General features: G+C 42.0%; 19 protein-coding genes. 16 read left to right on the top strand and 3 right to left on the bottom strand.

Features of this window, described 5'->3' with window-relative positions; all coding sequences use genetic code 11:
• Nucleotide 1 precedes the first annotated feature (1 nt).
• From pyrE to lpxC, 9 genes are all read left to right on the top strand, one after another.
• Nucleotides 2-703: an orotate phosphoribosyltransferase gene (gene pyrE, locus FW759_RS03480; RefSeq protein WP_446442207.1), complete on the top strand. Its 702-nt coding sequence runs from the start codon at nucleotides 2-4 to the stop codon at nucleotides 701-703.
• A gap of 109 nt (nucleotides 704-812) precedes the next feature.
• Entirely contained in the window at nucleotides 813-1,784 is a 972-nt protein-coding gene (gene gshB / locus FW759_RS03485) for a glutathione synthase (RefSeq protein ID WP_446442208.1), read from the top strand.
• A gap of 354 nt (nucleotides 1,785-2,138) precedes the next feature.
• Nucleotides 2,139-3,224, top strand: coding sequence for an undecaprenyldiphospho-muramoylpentapeptide beta-N-acetylglucosaminyltransferase (gene murG / locus FW759_RS03490; RefSeq protein ID WP_446442209.1), 1,086 nt, complete (start codon nucleotides 2,139-2,141; stop codon nucleotides 3,222-3,224).
• 99 nt (nucleotides 3,225-3,323) lie between these two features.
• Nucleotides 3,324-4,763 carry a UDP-N-acetylmuramate--L-alanine ligase gene (gene murC / locus FW759_RS03495; RefSeq protein WP_095569868.1) on the top strand — a complete coding sequence of 480 codons (1,440 nt, stop codon included), beginning with the start codon at nucleotides 3,324-3,326 and terminating at the stop codon, nucleotides 4,761-4,763.
• 26 nt (nucleotides 4,764-4,789) lie between these two features.
• A complete protein-coding gene (locus tag FW759_RS03500) occupies nucleotides 4,790-5,812 on the top strand; it encodes a D-alanine--D-alanine ligase (RefSeq protein WP_443508619.1) in 1,023 nt (340 codons plus the stop codon).
• Nucleotides 5,813-6,312: 500 nt separating this feature from the next.
• Nucleotides 6,313-7,107 carry a cell division protein FtsQ/DivIB gene (locus FW759_RS03505; protein ID WP_062845353.1) on the top strand — a complete coding sequence of 265 codons (795 nt, stop codon included), beginning with the start codon at nucleotides 6,313-6,315 and terminating at the stop codon, nucleotides 7,105-7,107.
• Nucleotides 7,108-7,278: 171 nt separating this feature from the next.
• On the top strand, nucleotides 7,279-8,571 hold the full coding sequence (ftsA, locus tag FW759_RS03510; protein WP_201509084.1) for a cell division protein FtsA: 1,293 nt from the start codon (nucleotides 7,279-7,281) through the stop codon (nucleotides 8,569-8,571).
• Nucleotides 8,572-8,826: 255 nt separating this feature from the next.
• A complete protein-coding gene (gene ftsZ / locus FW759_RS03515; protein ID WP_062845998.1) occupies nucleotides 8,827-10,026 on the top strand; it encodes a cell division protein FtsZ in 1,200 nt (399 codons plus the stop codon).
• 318 nt (nucleotides 10,027-10,344) lie between these two features.
• A complete protein-coding gene (lpxC, locus tag FW759_RS03520; protein WP_353670371.1) occupies nucleotides 10,345-11,262 on the top strand; it encodes a UDP-3-O-acyl-N-acetylglucosamine deacetylase in 918 nt (305 codons plus the stop codon).
• Between the two features lie 298 nt (nucleotides 11,263-11,560).
• Here the strand turns inward: lpxC and FW759_RS03525 are convergent, their stop codons facing one another.
• Nucleotides 11,561-12,076 (bottom strand): hypothetical protein, encoded by a 516-nt coding sequence (locus tag FW759_RS03525; RefSeq protein ID WP_095569872.1) that lies wholly within the window; start codon nucleotides 12,074-12,076, stop codon nucleotides 11,561-11,563.
• Between the two features lie 238 nt (nucleotides 12,077-12,314).
• Here FW759_RS03525 and FW759_RS03530 point away from each other — a divergent pair, with 238 nt between their 5' ends.
• Entirely contained in the window at nucleotides 12,315-13,043 is a 729-nt protein-coding gene (locus FW759_RS03530) for a CHAP domain-containing protein (protein WP_062845349.1), read from the top strand.
• Between the two features lie 164 nt (nucleotides 13,044-13,207).
• Here the strand turns inward: FW759_RS03530 and FW759_RS03535 are convergent, their stop codons facing one another.
• Both FW759_RS03535 and FW759_RS03540 read right to left on the bottom strand, forming a co-directional pair.
• Complete coding sequence (locus FW759_RS03535) at nucleotides 13,208-13,933, bottom strand: hypothetical protein (protein ID WP_446442210.1); 726 nt, start codon at nucleotides 13,931-13,933, stop codon at nucleotides 13,208-13,210.
• 204 nt (nucleotides 13,934-14,137) lie between these two features.
• Nucleotides 14,138-14,449 carry a YhbY family RNA-binding protein gene (locus FW759_RS03540; RefSeq protein WP_062845347.1) on the bottom strand — a complete coding sequence of 104 codons (312 nt, stop codon included), beginning with the start codon at nucleotides 14,447-14,449 and terminating at the stop codon, nucleotides 14,138-14,140.
• 377 nt (nucleotides 14,450-14,826) lie between these two features.
• On the opposite strand from FW759_RS03540, the gene FW759_RS03545 reads away from it, so the two are divergent.
• From FW759_RS03545 to FW759_RS03570, 6 genes are all read left to right on the top strand, one after another.
• Nucleotides 14,827-15,459: an RlmE family RNA methyltransferase gene (locus FW759_RS03545; protein ID WP_062845346.1), complete on the top strand. Its 633-nt coding sequence runs from the start codon at nucleotides 14,827-14,829 to the stop codon at nucleotides 15,457-15,459.
• Between the two features lie 330 nt (nucleotides 15,460-15,789).
• Nucleotides 15,790-17,682, top strand: a complete 1,893-nt coding sequence (gene ftsH / locus FW759_RS03550; RefSeq protein WP_446442211.1) for an ATP-dependent zinc metalloprotease FtsH — start codon at nucleotides 15,790-15,792, stop codon at nucleotides 17,680-17,682.
• Between the two features lie 152 nt (nucleotides 17,683-17,834).
• A complete protein-coding gene (folP, locus tag FW759_RS03555; RefSeq protein WP_443527550.1) occupies nucleotides 17,835-18,731 on the top strand; it encodes a dihydropteroate synthase in 897 nt (298 codons plus the stop codon).
• A 164-nt stretch (nucleotides 18,732-18,895) separates the two neighbouring features.
• Nucleotides 18,896-19,177 carry an FAD assembly factor SdhE gene (locus FW759_RS03560; RefSeq protein WP_446442212.1) on the top strand — a complete coding sequence of 94 codons (282 nt, stop codon included), beginning with the start codon at nucleotides 18,896-18,898 and terminating at the stop codon, nucleotides 19,175-19,177.
• A gap of 200 nt (nucleotides 19,178-19,377) precedes the next feature.
• A complete protein-coding gene (locus FW759_RS03565) occupies nucleotides 19,378-19,833 on the top strand; it encodes a hypothetical protein (RefSeq protein WP_446442213.1) in 456 nt (151 codons plus the stop codon).
• A 244-nt stretch (nucleotides 19,834-20,077) separates the two neighbouring features.
• Nucleotides 20,078-20,791: a YidB family protein gene (locus FW759_RS03570; protein WP_446442214.1), complete on the top strand. Its 714-nt coding sequence runs from the start codon at nucleotides 20,078-20,080 to the stop codon at nucleotides 20,789-20,791.
• The last annotated feature ends 280 nt before the right edge of the window (nucleotides 20,792-21,071 follow it).

The raw sequence follows: 21,071 nt of genomic DNA on the forward strand, positions 1-21,071 counted from the left end.
AATGCCAAACACTCAACATTCTCTAAACCCAGACTTTTCTTCTCATGCTTTTATTCAGCTGGCTTTAGACAATCAAGTTTTAAAATTTGGTGAATTTGTACTCAAATCTGGCCGCATCAGTCCTTATTTTTTTAATGCCGGTCTGCTTGCCACAGGTGAGATGTTGTCGTTATTAGCACGCGGTTATGCAGATGCCTTAGCTGAGCAAATAACTACGAATGAGGGTACTAATCAGCAAGAGCTGGTTATTTTTGGTGCAGCGTACAAAGGTATTCCCTTTGTGGCAGCAACTGCACAAGCACTATGGCTGCATCATGGTATCAATGCCAAGTGGGGTTATAACCGCAAAGAAGCCAAAACCCATGGTGAAGGGGGTAATTTGGTTGGTGCTGATGTCAGTGGCAAAGCCGTCTGGGTACTTGATGACGTGATTACCGCAGGTACAGCCATGCGCGAAGTGGTCGAGATTTTAGAGCAAGCAGGCGCAAGTGTTGCTGGTATTATCGTGGCGCTTGATCGTAAAGAAAAAGGCCAAGCTGAGCATTCGGCGATTCAAGAGCTTGCTGCCACACTAGCAGTGCCAGTGCGTGCTTTGGTCGATATCGATGACTTAATCAGTTATTTGGCAGACGAACATAGTCAGCATAAAGATGCGACACAACTTGCAAAAATGCAGCATTATCGTGAGCAGTACGGCGTATAGTTTGTTGTAGAACGTTTTTATAGGCGACAGCTAGAAGCTGGCAGAACGATCGTGTTAACTGAGTCGCCTATATTTGTCTATTTATCATACAACGTAAGTGAGCCTTACCATGAGTCAAGAAAATCAAAAAAAATCCCTAAAAATACTTATTATCATGGATCCAATCGAGCGGGTTAATTATAAAAAAGACACCAGCTTAGCGATGATGTGGGCCGCTCAAGATCGTGGTCACAGTCTGGGTTACTGTCAGATTCATGATTTGTGGTTGAATCGTGGCGAGCTGATGGTTGATACGCAGCCTGTCACCGTCAAACGCGACCCGCAAGATTTTTATACACTAGGTGGTAAGTCAACGGGTTTGGTTAGCGACTATGACGTGATTTTGATGCGTAAAGATCCACCGTTTGACATGCGCTTCATTTATGCCACGTATATGCTTGATCATGCCAAAGCGGCAGGTGTACTCGTGGTCAATGACCCACAAGCGATTCGTGATTGTAATGAGAAGTTGTTTGCCACGTGGTTTAGCGATTATATGAGCCCAACGATTGTGACCAGCAAGCAGGCGCATATTCGTCAGTTTATCACCGAGCAACAAGACGTCATCGTTAAGCCATTGGATGGTATGGGCGGTACGGGTATCTTCCGCTTGACGGCTGATAGCCCCAATATCGGCGTGACGCTTGAGATGCTAACGGAGCTTGAAACTTTGCCAATCATGGCGCAGCGTTATTTGCCAGAAATTAAAGAAGGCGATAAGCGTGTATTAATCGTCGATGGCGTCGTGATAGATTATAGCTTGGCTCGTATTCCAACCAAAGGCGAGACGCGTGGTAATCTCGCTGCTGGTGGTAGCGGTGTTGCCATGCCTTTGACTGATATTGAGCGCCAAGTGGCAGAAGTGGTAGCCCCCATTGTAAAAGAAAAAGGTCTGATGTTCGTCGGTTTGGATTTAATCGGTGGCCGAATTACTGAAATCAATGTTACCAGTCCGACTTGTGTGCGTGAGATTGACGATCAGTGCGGCACTGACATTGCAACAGACTTTATCATGGCAATCGAAAATAAAATGGCAATTTAAGCCAAATAGCAATGATAGATTAATTTATCGCTAAGGTACGTGCACAATGGCTAAAAATGATTGTGCTAAGATATTTGGTTATGATGCTTTATTTCAAACGACCTCTTATTTCAAATATTGTCGGGGTAGAATTTCTGAGCGTCTTGGGGATTGTTAAGACTGATTAATCAAAGCCAAGTCGCGAGTGTTCACGGCTTGGATTTTTGTTGTCAACCATGCATAAAGTGCTGTATATCAGCCGATGATTTACTCTATACTATGCGAGTTTTTGTAGGGCCCTTATTCGTCGAGATGTCAGAAGAGTAGGGGATAATAAGTTATTCATATTAATACAGAAAAGATAGGCAGGCGTTCATGAAGACACCGCATATATTAATGATGGCTGCTGGCACAGGCGGACACGTGTTTCCAGCGTTGGCCGTGAGTGAAGAGCTTGTCAAACGCGGTGCTGTCATTCATTGGCTCGGAACGCCGCATGGGATGGAAAACGGTCTAGTCGAACCGACAGGTTATCGCTTTCATGCCATCGATATGCAAGGGCTGCGCGGCAAAGGTGTTGGGCGCTTTTTGAAACTGCCGATGACGTTGTTATCATCCACGATGGCGACGGTCAGAATCATCCGTAGCAATCAGATTGATGTGGTGGTTGGCTTTGGCGGTTACGTGACAGCGCCTGGTGGTATCGCGGCTCGACTCACAAAGACGCCATTGATTATCCATGAACAAAATGCCATTGCTGGTATGAGCAATCGTTACTTATCAAAAATCGCCACCAAAGTATTGCAAGCGTTTGAGCATACCTTTGCTCATAGTGAGCTGGATTCAAAAGTTGAAACAGTAGGCAATCCTGTGCGTAATACTATTACGGGTGTCGATGAGCCTAGCGTTCGTTATGATGTGAATGATACATCGCCCCTGAAACTGCTGGTCGTTGGTGGCTCGCTTGGTGCTCAAGCATTGAATGCTACTGTACCAAAAGCGCTGGCATTGATAGAGCGTCCTTTTGAAGTGCGCCATCAATGTGGACGTAATAATGAGGCTGCGACACAAGCGGCTTATGATGCGCAGGATTTGAGTCAGCATAAATGCGTGGTCCAGCCCTTTATCAATGACATGGCCGCTGCTTATAATTGGGCAGATATGATTGTTTGCAGAGCAGGGGCATTGACCGTTACTGAAATTCAAAACGTCGGTATGGCTGCTATCTTTGTGCCCCTGCCGCACGCCGTTGATGATCATCAAACGGCGAATGCGCGCACATTAACCATGCATGATGCCGCGATTTTATTACCGCAATCTGAGCTAACACCGCAGCGTTTGAGCGACGAGCTGAGTCAACTGAATCGTCATACCTGTTTGGAGATGGCGAAAAAAGGTCATGCCCTTGCCAATCGTCATGCCAGTAAGCATGTTGCTGATATTATTTGGCAAACCCTATAGCTCGGATGTTTTGCTATTCATGGGGGTCATAACCCATTATTTTGATTTACTAAATTTTATTCGATTTTAACTTATTTGTCTTCAATAAAGAGAACCCTTATGTCTACCCCAGCAAAAGCTCTACCCAAGCGTTTGATTGAAATACCAGAGATGCGCCGCATTCAGCATTTGCATTTTATTGGTATTGGCGGTTCGGGTATGTGTGGAATTGCTGAGGTAATGAATAATCAGGGTTATCAAGTGAGCGGTTCTGATATCAGTGATAGCTTAGTGACCAGACGTCTCGCGCAAATCGGTATCAAGATATCCATCGGTCACGATTCTAAAAACATTGCCAATGCCGATGTCATCGTTGTGTCTTCAGCAATCGATCGTAGCAATCCTGAAGTAAAAGCAGCACTCGAAGCGCGTCTACCAGTCGTACGCCGTGCAGATATGCTTGGCGAATTGATGCGCTATCGCCATGGTATTGCGGTTGCTGGCGCGCATGGTAAAACTACCACAACCAGTTTGCTGACTACGATGATGGCAGAAGGGCAGCTTGATCCGACATATGTGATTGGCGGTAAATTGAATGCTTCTGGCAAAAATGCTGCGCTTGGTAGTAGCCGTTTTTTGGTGGCAGAAGCCGACGAATCTGATGCGTCTTTCTTATCATTGCGTCCGATGGCAGCGATTGTGACCAACATCGACCAAGATCATATGGAAACCTATGGCAACAGCTTTGACAAATTAAAAGCGGCTTATATTCAGTTTTTACACAATATGCCATTTTATGGTTTGGCGGTGGTCTGCGGGGATGATCCTGATTTATATGCCATGATTGATGATATTGGTCGTCCTGTACTTACTTTTGGTCTAGAACCATTTAATGATGTACAGGCAGTCGACTTGGTAACTGAGGGAACCAAGACACACTTTACCGTATTGCGCCGTGATCGTGACCCTTTACGTTTGACGCTCAACATTCCTGGTACGCACAACGTTTACAATGCGCTTGCTGCGATTACCATGGCGACTGACGAAGGCGTAGATGATGAGGCTATCAAACGCGCTCTGCAGAAATTCCAAGGAGTTGGACGCCGCTTTGAGCAACATGCCTGTGTGGACATAGATGATGGCAATGTCTTATTGATTGACGATTATGGTCATCATCCAAAAGAGGTGGATGCGACCATCAAGGCGGCACGTCAAAGTTTCCCTGACCGCCGATTGGTCATGTTGTTTCAACCGCATCGTTACAGCCGTACACGTGACTGTTATGATGATTTTGTCGAAGTATTGTCAAGCGTTGATGAGCTACTATTATTAGAAGTATATTCGGCTGGTGAAAGTCCAATTACAGGGGCTGATACGAAGTCATTGGCACGTAGTATTCGCTTACGCGGGGAAGTGGAGCCAACGATTATAGATAAAGATAATTTGGCACCTGTGATGCAGCGTTTATTAAAATCCAATGACATGCTTATTACCCAAGGTGCTGGTAACATAGGGCAGATAGCCATCGATTTGGCTGCCAACAATCTCTATATTCAATAAGCTAAAAGACTTTTAGGAACTATCCCATGACAACGAATAACGCGCAAAAAGACGTAAACCATGATAATCAATCTAATAGTAATACAGACACGCATATCACACAGGATGCTGCTCTAAACACTGCCAACCACAATGGCAAGAGTGCGAGCCAGTTTGGTAAAGTGGCAGTGGTCTATGGCGGTAGTAGTAACGAACGTAGCGTGTCTTTAGATAGTGGTGCAGCAGTATTGCAGTCGCTACAAAATCAAGGAATTGACGCGACTCATTTTGATCCTAAGGATCAAGATATCACTGAATTACGTGCGTATGATCGCGTATTCAATGTACTGCATGGTCGTGGTGGCGAAGATGGTTTGCTACAAGGCGTGTTGCAATGGTTTGATATTCCACAAACAGGTTCAGGTATTTTAGCTTCTGCATTAGGTATGGATAAAGTACGTACCAAACAGCTATGGCAAGGATGCGGCCTATCAACTGCGCCATTTTCATTGTTGACAGCAGATACTGATTGGCAGCAAGTGGTCAACACGCTTGGGCTGCCCCTAATCATCAAGCCTGTACATGAAGGCTCTAGTATTGGTATGACAAAAGTCAATCATCTCGACGAGCTTCCTGCTGCCTATGCAACAGCGGTACAGTGCGGGGATGCCGTGATGGCAGAGCGCTGGATCACGGGACGAGAATTCACGATTGTCATTATCGATGACGAAGCTTACCCCGTCATTCGTCTTGAACCGGCTGATATCACAAACTTCTACGATTTTGATGCCAAGTATAACCGTAACGATACCAGTTACTATATTCCATGTGGATTGAATGAAGCAGATGAAAAGCATCTACAAGCTTTGAGTCTTGCAGCCTTTCGTGCAGTTGATGCAAAAGGGTGGGGGCGTATTGACGCCATGCAAGATGAAGCAGGCAACTTTTGGTTGCTTGAAATCAATACTGTACCAGGCATGACCAGTCACAGCTTGGTTCCAATGGCAGCCAAAGCTCGTGGTATGGATTTTGACTCTCTGTGCTGGCACATTTTGGCGCAAACACTATAGTTAAGGTTTAAGGTAACTCGTTTACTGTACTAAAAGGCGGCTCATTGAATCAGTTTTACTGAAAAAGACGAACGGTAGAACGGCTTAAAAAAGAAGATACCATAAAGAACCCCATGGCATCCTTAATGGTATCTTTTAAATGCAATGATTTATAGTGCATCAATGTGTCGCTAGAGCTGCTATAACACAGCGTCGTGTAAACTTGTGTAAATTCACCGTCACTACGCAGTGTTAGGCTATTGTTTAACCATAAAATACGTTAATATTGTAATTATTGGTCTGTTTTAGTGATATTTATGTTTTATATGAATACTGTTCATAAGTTATTCATACATTGAGAAAAATGTTACGTTTGAATCAGTATAGCGGTATCATTTATGCCGTTTTTATCAAAGACTTTGATAACATATTGAATCAATAGGCTGCTGCAAAAAAATACTGCATACTTATATCAATAACCTGCATAACTGGTTTATGCAATTACAGAGGCAAAGGTCGTTATGGCTCAAACTGTCAACGAAATAACTGACTTGATGAGTGATAAAACCCGTCGCCCAAAATCTAAGTTTCAAGTACCAACCACACTTAAATACTTCTTTATGGTGTTAGTGTTAGGATTACTTGTATTGATACTGATGATGGGTGGGAAAGCATTACGTGATGCACCTCCTGCTGCTATCTATGTTAGTAATAAAGGTTTGACAAGTGCAGAGTACCAATCATTGCAGCAAGTCATGGATCAGCAAAAGGTCAGTAGTTTTTTTACCTCTGATTTACAGGCCTTAAGAGACATTGCGACAGGTTTGGCTTGGGTAGATCAGGTCAGTGTTTCTCGTGACTGGCAGCGTGGTATTGTAATTACTGCATTGCCTAAACAAGCGGTAGCCAATTTTGGTACAGAGCGTTTGGTCGATGCAAAAGGGGTTGTTTTTATCCCTGCAGATGATAAAGATCTGACGCAAGAGCAATTTGCTACTTTACAGGGCGAGCTGACACAAGCCCCTGTTATCATGCAGCAAATGCAACAAGTTAATGACTGGTATGCACCGCTTGGTATTCAAGTAGAAGATATTATCTTGTCACCAAGAATGACATGGTTAATTCGATTTGATAATGGATTGCGTGTCATCGTTGATAATGAAAATACCGCACAAAAACTACTGAATTTAAGTCAGCTGCTTGGCAATCAATTAAAAAATCGTCGCGATGACATACAGTCTGTAGATTTGCGTTATAAGAATGGCTTTACCATTGCTTGGAATATGAATCAGCCACAGACTGATGAATCACAGTAGTAGATAGCAAAAATCAGGCATGTAGCAAAGAAAAAGCGCATTTTGATTTGAGCAATTTTGATAGTAATTAGTATTGAACACACAACATCATAGCGTGTTGATAGCGCTTTTTTTAATGATTTAATGGGAACGTCATTCGGTTTCCTGTTTAGCGATAATTTGTCTGGTAACATGAAAAATACTGAAAATCTAGTTGTTGTCCATTTAAGTGCCACGGCAGTTTATGTCGTTATCGGCAACGTTGTCTCTGCAAAAGACATTCGTATTTTAGGCGTAGGGCAGGTTAAAAACAGCGATTTTTATCAAGGTCAAATAAAGCATCGTGAACGACTGCAAGGCGCTATTAAGCAAGCAATACAAGAAGCAGAAGACACTGCTAACTGCCGTGTACATAGCGTGTGGTTGACACTTGCTGCGCCTGAATTGTCTAGTAAAAATAGCGCAGGTGAAGTCCGTGTAGAGGATGAAGTTGTCCGTGCCAAGGATATGGTACAAGCATTATCCAATGCCAAATCTCGTGATTTACCATCAGATTATTATCTCATGCATTGCTGTCAGCAAGGTATTTACGTCGATGATCAAGACTTTATGGTCGATGATGCAATCGAGATGATGGCACACAATATCACTGTCATGTATCACTTAATGATGATGCCAGTGTCTAGTCGTCAGAATATCCAAAAATTACTGCAAAGCTGCGATGTTGGTATCGATCATATCGTGTTTGATGCAGTGACGAGTGCTGAATACAGCTTGATGAGCGATGAGCGCTTGCAAGGAGTTTGTTTGGTTGATATCGGTGCCAGCACCACTAGCATTTGTGTGTACAAAGAAAATAAGCTGATTTTTACGCATTGTATCGCCACAGGCAGTCATGAAGTGACAATGGATATTTCAGCCGACTTCGGTATCTCAATGATTGAAGCAGAAAAGCTTAAAAAGACCCATGGTACAGTTGATGTCAATAGCGTCGATCCGAGCTCATTCTTTCTTTTTAAGCCGCAAGGCTCAAACGATGAGATCAATATTGGTGTCTATAACTTAGCACGCATCATTGAAGCACGTTATGTCCAGATATTTACTGAGGTGGCTCGTCAATTGCATGACGCCGACCTGATAGGATATATTGATAAAGGTATCGTATTATCTGGCGGCGGTAGCATGATTAAAGGTATGGTCCCTTTTGCCAAAAAGCTGCTCAAAATGCCAGTGGTATTGACCAATACTCATCCTGCAATTAGTGCTTACAATCATTTTGATAACGATGAATCCTTTAAACAGCTTAATATTCAAGTAAATGATCGCGCTTATCAGACAGCATTTGGTACACTACTCTATAGTCAGAGTGAGCAGTTCCGCCGCAGTGAAAAAAGTGAGCCTGAAGCGATTCAGAAAAACCGAGTGACAGGGGTTTTTCAAAGTGCAGGACAACGTTTTGCGAGCGTACTGAAAAAAATATTGTAGTCGTGTTTTATATTTTTAAATGTTTAGAAGATTGACCCCTTGCAAAATGCATTGAAATAATCTGATCTAAAGATAATGTAATATTGAAAGTAATGCCTTGATCGGTGATGACATATTTTGTCTAAACTGTATGGTTTAATCCATAGCCCTGTTTTATTTAAATACATTTATATATATAGTGTGTCGATAGCGCAACTCATGAGTGCGTTACCACGTATCGACCATTACGCTATTTGCAACTGGAGAATCTTTTTTATGTCAAAATACACCATGCCAGATGATAACCAGCTTCAAAATAACGGCCAAGCGAGCTTCACTGTATTCGGTGTGGGTGGTGGTGGCGGTAATGCGGTTGAGCATATGGTACAACAAGGAATTAGGGGTGTAACCTTTGTCTGTGCTAATACGGATAAACAAGCGCTTGATCGTTTAACTGCGCCGCACAAATTACAACTTGGTGCAAAAACAAATCGTGGTCTTGGTGCAGGGGCAAACCCAGAAGTAGGACGTGAAGCGGCAGAGAGCGAAGAAGAAGCCATCCGTGCCTTACTTGAGCATTCCGATATGGTATTTATCACCGCAGGTATGGGTGGAGGTACAGGTACAGGTGCTGCGCCAGTGGTTGCTCGTATTGCTAAAGAAATGGAAGTTTTGACCGTTGCAGTAGTGACCACACCTTTCAAATTTGAAGGCGGCAAACGTATCAAAGCTGCTAAAGCTGGTATTGAGCAGTTGACCAACTTTGTGGATTCTATCATTACGATTCCAAATGATAAGTTGATGAGTGTCTACGGTAATATCTCTATGCAAGACGCTTTCAAAAAAGCGGATGATGTTTTACTGCACGCCGTTCAGGGTATTGCTGAAACTATCGCTAGCGAAGGTATGATTAACATCGATTTTAATGATATTCGTACAGCAATGACGGCTAAAGGTCATGCAATGATGGGTATTGGTCGTGCAAGCGGTGATGACCGTGCGCGTCAAGCGACCGAAAAAGCCATCAGATCACCACTACTTGACGATTTGCGTTTGGAAAATGCCAAAGGTCTATTGGTCAACGTGATTTCCTCTGAATCATTATCTTTGGATGAAATGAGTAAAATCAGTGCCATAGTCGAAGAAATTACCGATATCGATGACGCTCATATTTTCTATGGTTCTGTGATTGATGAAAAAATGGGAGATGACTTGCACGTGACAGTTATCGCCACTGGTTTAACGTTAGATGAAAATGCTGGTCAAGAACCAGAAGTGGTGGAGCAACCAGTTCCATCGGTTAATAGCACCCAACCTGTCGATCCTAACGTACATACTAGTGCGCTAAACAGTCAAAAACAAGCACAAGCCCAAATTTACCAAGATACCGCAGCACGTTCGAACGCACCTCAAGAGCAGCCTAAAACCAAAACCAACAGTATTCAAGATTATTTAAAGCGTCAACAAAATAAGTAATTCTTATAGAGACACCAAGTATTTTGAACTAAAAAGCCAGCGCTGAGTCGCTGGCTTTTTCATGCTTATAAATAGTAGATAGCATGAAAATTGTCATCAAATGGACATATCTGATGATTTTATTGCATAAAATGTTTCGAAAAGTTGGATATTTATACAAAGAAACATAAATGCTAAGCGCCATAAATCATGAATATATATGACGATAAGTGTTATCAATCAAGGAGATAAGCAAATTAAAGAGTATTAGCTATAGCGAAATGGGGGTAGGTAATGATACACTATGGCAATTGTAACAAAATATGTGAGAAGACAGCCATGAACCAAAGAACCCTAAAAACTGCGATTGCTGTTACAGGTACAGGTCTCCATAGTGGTCAGCCTGTTAACTTAGAGTTTTATCCGCAGCCAGTGGATACTGGTATTGTTTTCGAGCGCTCTGATATCGAAGGCAGTCAGCCAATCCCAGCCAGTGCCTTTTTAGTACAAGATACTATGATGTCGTCAAATCTTGTATTTGGCGGTACTCGTGTCGGCACTGTCGAGCACCTTTTGAGCGCGATTGCTGGACTTGGCATAGATAACCTCTTGATTCGTGTTTCTGCCTCAGAAATACCAATCATGGATGGTAGCGCTGCACCTTTTGTTGGATTGTTACTTGAAGCAGGGTTGTGTGAGCAAGAAGCTGCTAAAAAGTTCATTAGAATTGTTCGGCCTGTACGTGTAAAAGTGGATGATAAATGGGCAGAACTGCGTCCTTATGACGGTTTTGAGCTAAATTTTGAAATCGATTTTGATCATCCTGCTATTGATAAAAACTTTCAGCACGCTCAGCTGCAGTTTTCTACACAAAACTTTATTGAACAATTAAGCTCAGCACGTACTTTTGGTTTTTTGCGTGATATTGAGGCAATGCGCCAAAACAACTTAGCGTTAGGCGGTAGCATGGACAATGCAATCGTCATCGATGAAGCAAACGTATTGAATGAAGAAGGCTTACGCTTCAATGATGAGTTTGTCCGTCACAAAATTTTGGATGCTTTGGGAGATTTATATTTAATCGGTTATCCAATTTTGGGTCGCTTTAATGCTTATAAGTCTGGTCATGCACTAAATAATTTATTGGTGCGTGAAATACTATCTGACCGTGATAATTTTGAAATTGTAACTTTTGATGACAATGTAACTTGTCCTATCAAGTATTTACCTTTAGAAGATTTAGCTGTTGAAGGATGAATACAGGAATATACACGAAGTATCGAAACATTTACGCAATATTACATGATCGGGCTATAATTACATTCCTATAATATTCTATTTTTTGAATATATTGTTCGGGTTATTTTAAAAATTCTACTTCAGAGTAGAGAATACAAAAGCTGTAGATGGTTTTTAAATCATCTATTGGTAGCATTCACATTATGAATGATGCCAATAGATGATTTTTTTTGTTTGTGATATTACAAAACCCCAGCGTTACTCGTTAATTTTTGCGATTATATTTACATAACTTTACATTATGAAGTCATGATTTTTAATCATTTATTAAGCGTAAAAGGGCTTTTTTGAGATTTTCATCAGTGGTGACATGCTCTGCGGCCTGTGATATAGTCCGCTTTGTGTTTTGGCTAAGGGCCTGATTTTCATTGATTTCAAGAGTTTTTGATTTGGTCATTGATAATGACGATGATTGTTGAATTGAATGATTATGAGTGGAAGTTTTAGCAATTACGACGCGAATTTGTTTGAGTTGTTTAAATGTAATTGATTGCTCTGTTAACACTCGCAAATAAGCACTCTGTAAATAGCGGATATGATTAGCAGCTGTTACAGAGCCAACACTGAGTATGAGTTGCTCAGGAGTAAATCCTACAACCCAACAGGTACTAAGGATTTCTTCAGGTAGACAATCTACCAGTAGCTCTTTTATCTCAGCGGTCATTTTTGTATATAGCCGCATATTGTCAGCAAGGGTTTGTGGTAGCGCACTACCAGCAAAAGCTTGATGATCGATAAGCTTAGCAAGCCGATTAGGCTGTTTTTTTGACATCGCAATGACTCATCTAATAGGTGACAACGTCGATAGACATGCTAAAAGCAATATATAACAAACGATTTACGAGATATTTGACTAGCCTAAGGTAATAAACGCTAGTCACTATAGAAAAAAGAGTGGGCTGTTGTAACAAGGATTTTATCATGTTTATTTTATGATTATATCCTCTAAATTAATTGATGCTTTGTCATGGATGACGAGCGGTCTTGTATTAACAATAGGTAGTAAATTTATGAAACAAGCTTTATTGCTTTTGTCAGTATTGGGAATGGGTATAGCACAGACGAGTGGTGCTGTCGAAACCACCTTTCAACCGAATAATACCTTGAGTCATACCATCACAAATATTTCTGCTTCTGCGAACTACGGTTCTAGTCGTAATATCTATAGCACCAACAGTGGCGCTCATGTATATAGTAACGATGAGATCAGCCAAGCTATTGATAATCTAAGCGCTCATGCTAAGCAAAAAGAATACCAGCTTGCCTCGCTAACCAGCCGTTTGTCTTATGAACAGCGTCAGCAACAAGCCAGCCGCACCCCTGATAGTAACTCTGCCCCTGCTATTGCAGCAGCAAATGCCGCACGAGTTGCCCTATCTAGAAGTTCTGGTTACTGCGCACGCTACGTACGTAAAGCGCTACAATCAGCCGGTTACGAATTTACGCCTAATCCATCCGCTTATCAGTACGCCTCACGTGGCACTTTGGCCCAAGCAGGCTTCACTAAGATCAGTAACGATATGCAACCACAAGTTGGTGATGTCGTTGTCTTCAACCGCACCTCAAGCCGTCCTCATGGTCATATCCAAATTTTTGATGGCAATACATGGGTGTCTGACTTCCGTCAAAACAGCATCAATCCTTATAGTGGCTCTCATAGCTATACTACATGGCGTGATTCGCAGTACGTTGACGATGCGTCAGACCGTGGTATCTATCTTGCTATGGCGGACAAATAATCAGTTAAATAGCTCTTTAATTCGACCAGTTTCTCCAGGCCTAGTAATGTTTTCGACATTACTAGGCTTTTTTTTATTTGAAGTAATGATGTGTGATAAAAGAGCAATTGAAAAAAGATTCTGTGCCTATTGATAAGTAAGGTAATCAAGCGGAAAAAATATGATTAACCTTTAAATTTAGACCAATAATGACGATTATGAAAATCAGGTGGTGAAGCATGGCGCGGGGCAAAATATAAAGCCGTCTCATTAAACTTTAAGATAACGCAAGGATGTATGTATTCAACCACCGTGTTATTAAATGCATATTGTTGCTTGGGTAATTGGTTCAAAAGTATGCCAAAACGTCGTTCATAACTTGGAATGGTAGAAGCTAACGATGATTTGGTAGATAAAGAGGTATCAACTGGTGAGCGCTGCTGCAAGGACTTATCATCCCAATAAATGCCTATACGCTCGTGTCTATCCATATGGTACAAAGGGGTAGGCGGCAATGTTGAAGGATTGCGATAACTTTCAAACCGATATAGCGCATAACGACCATCTGGACTGGCGTTGATTTCGATATAAGGCTCTGCATTTTTTACGTAGTCGACTTTATTTTTAGCTAAACTGCCTGTGATGAAACATTCAAGGCACGTTTCTTCCCAAAGGTAATCAGAGAAGCCTATTTGCTTGGTCTGCCATGCCGGCCAGTTAAGTTTGGCGGCCAAAGAAGGTGTGGGTACGGTAATATAATACGTGAGTTGTAGATGCAATGTTGGTCGTTGCACAATTTCGGCAGCTACCTGAATGCCGATACGACGGAGTTCATCCACAGTGACCCCGATTTGTTGGGCATCATTGACCAACGTATCAGTGGCCATACAAAGGGTAAAGGTTTGGCTCATAATCTGATCATACTCAAGAACATTAATGAGAAAAAACGGCTTATCTTATAATGAGAAACGCTAAGATAAGCTCGCTGTGAAAAATACACATTATAAAAGCCGCGAGCATGATGCAGCGCGGCTTTTAGGTACTATCGTAATGATTTGAATAATAACTCAGCAATCACAGTAGAAATTTATTCAAACCAAGCTTGTCGTTACAAACTACTGAGCGTGACGTGCCAAATTAGACAGTTTTGGGTTGGCATGCGGATTTTTACGCAGTAACAATGCCATACGACCGATTGAATGAATCAAAGTTGCATTCGCAGCTGCGGCAAGCTCTGCACCAATGACATCACGCTCTTCTTTAGTACCAGCAGGCAGTTTTACTTTAATGAGTTCATGATCTGACAAAGCGCGATCAATCTCCTCTGCGATAGTCGGTGTGACACCTTTATTGCCAATCATGACAATAGGTTTAAGCTCGTGACCAATGCCTCGTAGGCGTTTGATGGTAGCGTTATCGAGTTCCATAGAATTTCCAAAGGTTGGTAAAAAATAAAAGATGATGCTATTGAGCGCAATTAGTGACTATTATAGATAATCTGAGGGCATCTTGCATGATATCAGCAGGATTTTGCACGATTTTACGTGATGAAAATGTTAAACTGAATATTTGGTCACATTATAAACGCTATGCTCTTATAAAGCAGTGTTTTCCCTAATAGAATTTGACCAATTTAAAGTCATCAGACAAATCAATCGCTCAATGAATGGCATATCTAAAATAGTTGAGCTGATATCCCATATATTTACTGTCAAAAGTCGTTTTTGACCAATGTACTACTGGACCACGATAGAGTGGTTAATTAACAAAGAGTAGTGTTGGTAAAGCAAGAGGAGCAGGTGTTTTGGCCACGCGTATTGAAAATAAAAAACTGTCAAAAAGTAGTAGTGCTTGGATGAAGGAGCATATTGACGATCATTATGTGCAAAAGGCTCAAAAAGATGGTTACCGTGCTCGTGCAGCCTACAAGTTGTTAGAAATTAATGAAAAAACCAATTTGATTAAAAAGGGCATGACAGTGGTAGATTTGGGGAGTGCACCTGGTAGTTGGTCACAAGTAGCCAGCCAGCTGGTGGGTGAAAAAGGTGTTTTGATTGCCTCTGATATTTTACCTATGGATGCGCTGGCTGATGTAACGTTTATCCAAGGAGACTTTCGTGAGGCTGACGTGTTTGACACGATTATGGCTGAGGTTGGTGATAGGCAAGTTGATGTGGTATTGTCAGATATGGCACCTAACACAGCAGGCAATAGTGCTATCGATCAGCCAAGAATGATGTACTTATGTGAGTTGGCTGTGGAATTTGCTTTGGCAACCTTACCACAAGGTGGCGCGCTTATTATGAAAGTGTTTCAAGGTGAAGGGATGCAAGAATTACGCAAGCAAATGCAGAATGATTTTAGTAAAATTCGTAGTATCAAACCTGGTGCTTCTCGCCCTCGTTCAAAAGAGATGTTTTGGATCGCTATCAAATAGGTTTAAATTCAATAGGTTGTCGTCAAAACAAGCCAAAAAATGAGTTGCCACAACATATACATTATCAATGTTTAAAACCGCTACAATCGTTAACTGAATAAAAGAAAAACTTGCTTGAATTATTCAGGCTAGCACCACATATCATGGTATATTAACTTTGTTTCAAACATATGTTTTAAGCAAAGTCGTCTGATAATAAGCGCTTAATACGTTTATCTGTGATAGATTTATATAACATGAGTTCTGATATTTTTATTAAAGATAAGTAATACGTTTATAGACGTCACGTGTTTAGTAAACACACCAATAAGTAAGGGATGGGAATAACTAGTGAGCGACATGGTAAAAAATACCTTATTGTGGCTGGTGGTAATCGGCGTTTTGGTGCTGGTGTTCAGTGGTTTTGATCAATCATCTGAGCCAGATAGCCTTAACTACTCTGAGTTTGTGACCGCTGTGTCAGAAAATCAAGTAGCCAGTGTGGAAATCGATGGCGAGCAGATCACCGGCGAGAAGAAAAATGGTTCCTCTTTTGAAACCATTAGACCAGCTGTGACCGACGATCAGTTGATGCCAATCCTACGTGAGAATCAAGTCGAGGTTCAAGGAACGGCACCGAAGCGTCAAAGCGTGTTAATGCAGTTACTGATAGCAAGTTTCCCAATTCTTTTGATTATTGGTTTGTTCTTATTCTTCATGCGTAACATGCAAGGCGGCGCTGGCGGTAAAGGCGGTGGCCCTATGAGTTTTGGTAAGTCAAAAGCCAAAATGCTGACTGAAGATCAAATCAAGGTCAATTTTGGAGACGTTGCTGGTTGTGAAGAAGCCAAAGAAGAAGTGGTTGAAGTAGTAGACTTCTTACGCGATCCTGACAAATTTACCAAGCTTGGTGCGACTATTCCGCGTGGTATTTTGATGGTAGGCCCACCAGGTACTGGTAAAACGCTGTTGGCCAGAGCCATTGCTGGTGAAGCCAAAGTACCGTTCTTTTCGATTTCAGGTTCTGATTTCGTAGAAATGTTTGTTGGTGTGGGTGCTTCGCGTGTACGTGATATGTTTGAACAGGCGAAAAAAAGCGCGCCTTGTATTATCTTCATCGATGAGATTGATGCGGTTGGTCGTCATCGTGGTTCTGGAACAGGCGGTGGTAACGATGAGCGTGAGCAAACTCTAAACCAGTTGTTGGTTGAGATGGACGGTTTTGAAGGTAACGAAGGCGTTATTATCATTGCTGCGACCAACCGTGCAGACGTACTTGATAAAGCGCTATTACGCCCAGGTCGTTTCGATCGTCAAGTGCAAGTGGGGCTGCCTGATATCAAAGGTCGTGAGCAAATTCTAAAAGTACATTTGAGAAAACTGCCAAATACGATTAGTGTAGATGCAAGCTCTCTTGCCCGTGGCACACCAGGATTTAGTGGCGCACAGCTTGCTAACCTTGTGAACGAAGCAGCACTGTTTGCAGCACGTCGTAATAAGACCAGCGTTGACATGAATGATTTTGAGGATGCAAAAGACAAGCTCTATATGGGTCCTGAACGCAAATCTATGGTGATTCGCGAAGAAGAACGCCGGGCTACTGCATATCATGAAGCAGGTCATGCATTGGTTGCGGAGTTATTACCAGGGACTGATCCTGTGCATAAAGTCACTATCATGCCGCGCGGTTTTGCTCTTGGTGTCACATGGCAGCTACCAGAGCATGATCAAACCAGTATGTATAAGTCAAAAATGCTGAGCGATATTGCTATTTTATTTGGTGGCCGTATTGCAGAAGAGGTCTTTATTCATCAGATGTCTACTGGTGCTTCTAATGATTTTGAACGAGCAACCAAGATGGCGCGTGCAATGGTCACTAAGTATGGTATGTCAGACGCACTTGGTATCATGGTTTATGAAGACGATGACAGCTCGCAAGGTTACTTTGGTGGTAGCCGCACGATTTCAGAGGCTACTCAACAAAAGGTAGATGATGAAGTACGCCGTATGCTAGAAGAGCAGTACGATATCGCGCGTGAATTGATTGAAGGTAATCAAGAAAAAATGCATGCGATGGTTGATGCCTTGATGAAGTGGGAAACCATTGATCGCGATCAGCTTCAAGATATCTTGGCAGGTGAGGAGCCTCGTCCACCAAGAGTGTATCAACACAACGAAGTGAACTTGTCAAAAAATGATGTTAATACGTCTGGTTCAACGCCACCACCATTGCCAGCGATGTAACTTGTAATTGGTGAATGACTCTTAAAAAAGCCCTTTTTAGTAAAGGGCTTTTTTATTGGCATCATTTTATGAAGGATTTAGGACAGAGTAAGATTTACTGGTATCATTAGCATAGAAATTACTTACTGAAATATATTTATAATGGATTGATGATGTCATTATTCGAGTCGCTACCAAAGTATGAAATATCTGGTCGCAATAAAACGTTAGATTTGTCCCAGCCCCATGTTATGGGCATACTTAATGTCACGCCAGACTCATTTTCAGATGGCGGACAATTCACTGCTATTGATAGAGCAGTGGCTCATTGTCAGCAGATGATAGCAGACGGCGCGACTATCATTGATATTGGCGGTGAATCTACTCGTCCCAATGCTAGTATCGTGGCTACTAATGATGAAATACAACGTGTTGTGCCCGTGGTTCAAGCCATCAGACAACATTGTGGCGACGAGGTTTGGTTATCTGTCGATACCAGTAACCCAGCAGTAATGCAGGCAGCGTTCGATGCTGGTGCAGACATTTGGAATGATGTGAGAGCACTCAAGCGTGAAGGCGCTGTAGCATTAGCTGCTAAGCTAGACATACCTGTGATGCTCATGCACATGCGCGGTGAGCCAACAACCATGAATGATCTTGCGCAATATACAGATGTGGTTCAAGAAGTAACGGTAGAGCTGGCGGCACGCATTGAAAAAGTAACTAGTCTTGGTGTGAAACGCGAAAATATCATTATCGATCCAGGCTTTGGCTTTGCTAAGGATTACGAGCATCATTGTGCACTGTTAAAACACCTCGATGAATTAAAGTCATTAGGGTTGCCTATGATGTTTGGTATTTCACGTAAGCGCTTTTTAGCGGAAGTATTGACCAAAAGTGGTGCTGGTTCAGTGATAACAACACAAGCGGTAGAGCGCGATGCTATTGGAACGGCAGCAGGAATTTTTGCGATACAACAAGGTGCCTCTATCATTCGTACTCACAACGTGTCTATGATGCAGCAAGCAGTCGCGTTGTGGCATCAGTTGTCCGAGTATCATGAAAGCTGACCTTACTTTTGATGCTGAATACTATTAGCCGATATCGTAAGTGTTTACTTTGCCTACGTGATGGTCAAAGTTCCTAACCAGCCCTGAGTTTTAATATTCTGTAAATATCCAACATCTTATTATACTTAATACCAATCATAACCTAAACAAACGAGAGTGCTTTGATGACCATACCATCTCAACCAGAACCCACCAACGAACAACGCCGTATTATTTATCAAGCACGTCGTGGCTTAAAAGAATTGGATTTTTATATTGATCCTTATGTGAAAGAACTATACCTAACAGCAGATCCAGCTGAGCAAGAAATATTTGCACAAATGCTAACGCATGAAGATCCTGATTTATTGGATTATTTTACCAACCAAAATCGTCCAGACGATGATGCCATGTGGGCATTGGTAAATAAAATTAAAACCTGGCGTCATACCAAAGACTTAACGTAGTTATACGTCTTTTATTTATAATTGAATCGTGATGTACTATTGCCAGATTGCCAGATTGCCAGATTGCCAGATTGCCAGATTGCCAGATTGCCAGATTGCCAGATTGCCAGATTGCCAGATTGCCAGATTGCCAGATTGCCAGATTGCCAGTGGTAAGTGCTACCTAGCTCATTGGCTTCACTTTTTATTAGCCCTTAATTATGACTTTGACACCTTCCTTACGCATTGATACAGCCATTCAGCCGACTAGCTCGTTGCGCTTTCTGCTATATGGTGGGCTAGGCAGTATAATGGGGCTGCTAGCATGGCTTGCCCCTTTAGTCTTATGGCAGTATGTGTGTCTACTAATAGTCACTACAGCTGTGACACTCTATCTGGCACTATCACGGCCTATACCACTGCATGTTAGCCAACCACCGCTTAGCCAACGTATTAATAAACACTGGCAATTGCTCATCAGAACAAGTCGTGGTGATGAGCTGTGGCAATCACAATTGGTTGCTGTCCATGGTTATCGATGGGCCGTGAGTCTGGAGCTTATTATCGTAGAGCCTTATAGACGCCCGCTATCAATTACTATCTTTCGCGATCAAGTAAGCGCCAATCAATGGCGTGAGCTGGGTGTTTTAGCCAATATAAGTACTAATAAAATCTAACGCTCAACTCTTCTGTCTCTTTACAACTTCACTCCTTCTTGCGTGAGCTTACGAAGCCCTACATGTCATAACAAAATACCTATCTTGAAGTTAAAAGAGATTTGTTATATTGCATGAGAAGAATACAGCAGATAAACCAGCGTTCTTAGTCGCTGAAGAGCTAGTTATTGACTAGAGATGAATGTTGTAAAGCAAATTTATGGTTTGTCTGTAACAAATACTAGAATAAACAAAGGAGTAGAAAATGAGTTTATTAGGGAATATAGTGAGCCAAGTTGCCCGCAGCGCGATGAACCCAGAAGACGCACAGCGTAACCCAGTAAACCAACATACCAACGCACGTCGCACTGGAGGTCTTGGTGATATATTGGGTAGTGTATTAGGAGGTGGCAGTCAAGCAGGTGGGTACAATCCTCGACAATACGACCGTCAACCTGATAATAGTTTTGGTTTGGACGATATCATAGGTAGTATTACTGGTAGTAATCAGCGCGGTGGCGTAAGCTCAGGTGCAGGTGGTCTGGGAGATATCTTAGGCAGTGTACTTGGTGGTCAACGCAATAGAGGCGGCTTTGGCGGCAAAGGGATGCTTATTGCTATGCTGATGCCGATGGTACTCACTTGGATTAAAAATAATGGCGGTGTGAGCGGTGCCTTATCAAAAATTACTGGTATGGGATACGATAATCAAGCGCGATCTTGGATGAGTAATCAAGAAGACAATGACAATCTTGATCCAAATGAGGTCAGTCGATTCTTCGATGAAGGTGAGATTCAACAAGTTGCTGCTAATACTGGTGCCAATGAGACAGAAGTGCGTCAAGGTCTTGCTGAGTTGCTTCCCGAGGTGATGAATCAGTTAACGCCTAATGGCAACTTGGATAACGAAACGGAAGCGAATGATGAAATTGATCAAATTATGAGCCAACTGTCTAATCGATTAGGTACTTTAAAATAGTTTCCTGTTTTTAAATCTATCAATATCAGTCAAAAATGCAATGAGAAGAGTACATCTGATGATGTGCTCTTTTTTATTGCTTATCTGCTTGTAGCTTATTTAGAAAAGATATCCCTATATATTTATTTTATTCTAAATAAATATATTAAAATAGGTAAACAATGACACAAGAACTAGATAAATCTTATAATATGGTTAAGGAGAGTACTCATTTCTTAATTTGTGGCCGCAGTTATCTTGAGACCATGCTATTAATGGTAAAGTTGCGCTGATCTGATAA

It is taken from the genome of Psychrobacter sp. 1176_08 (genome assembly GCF_052850615.1).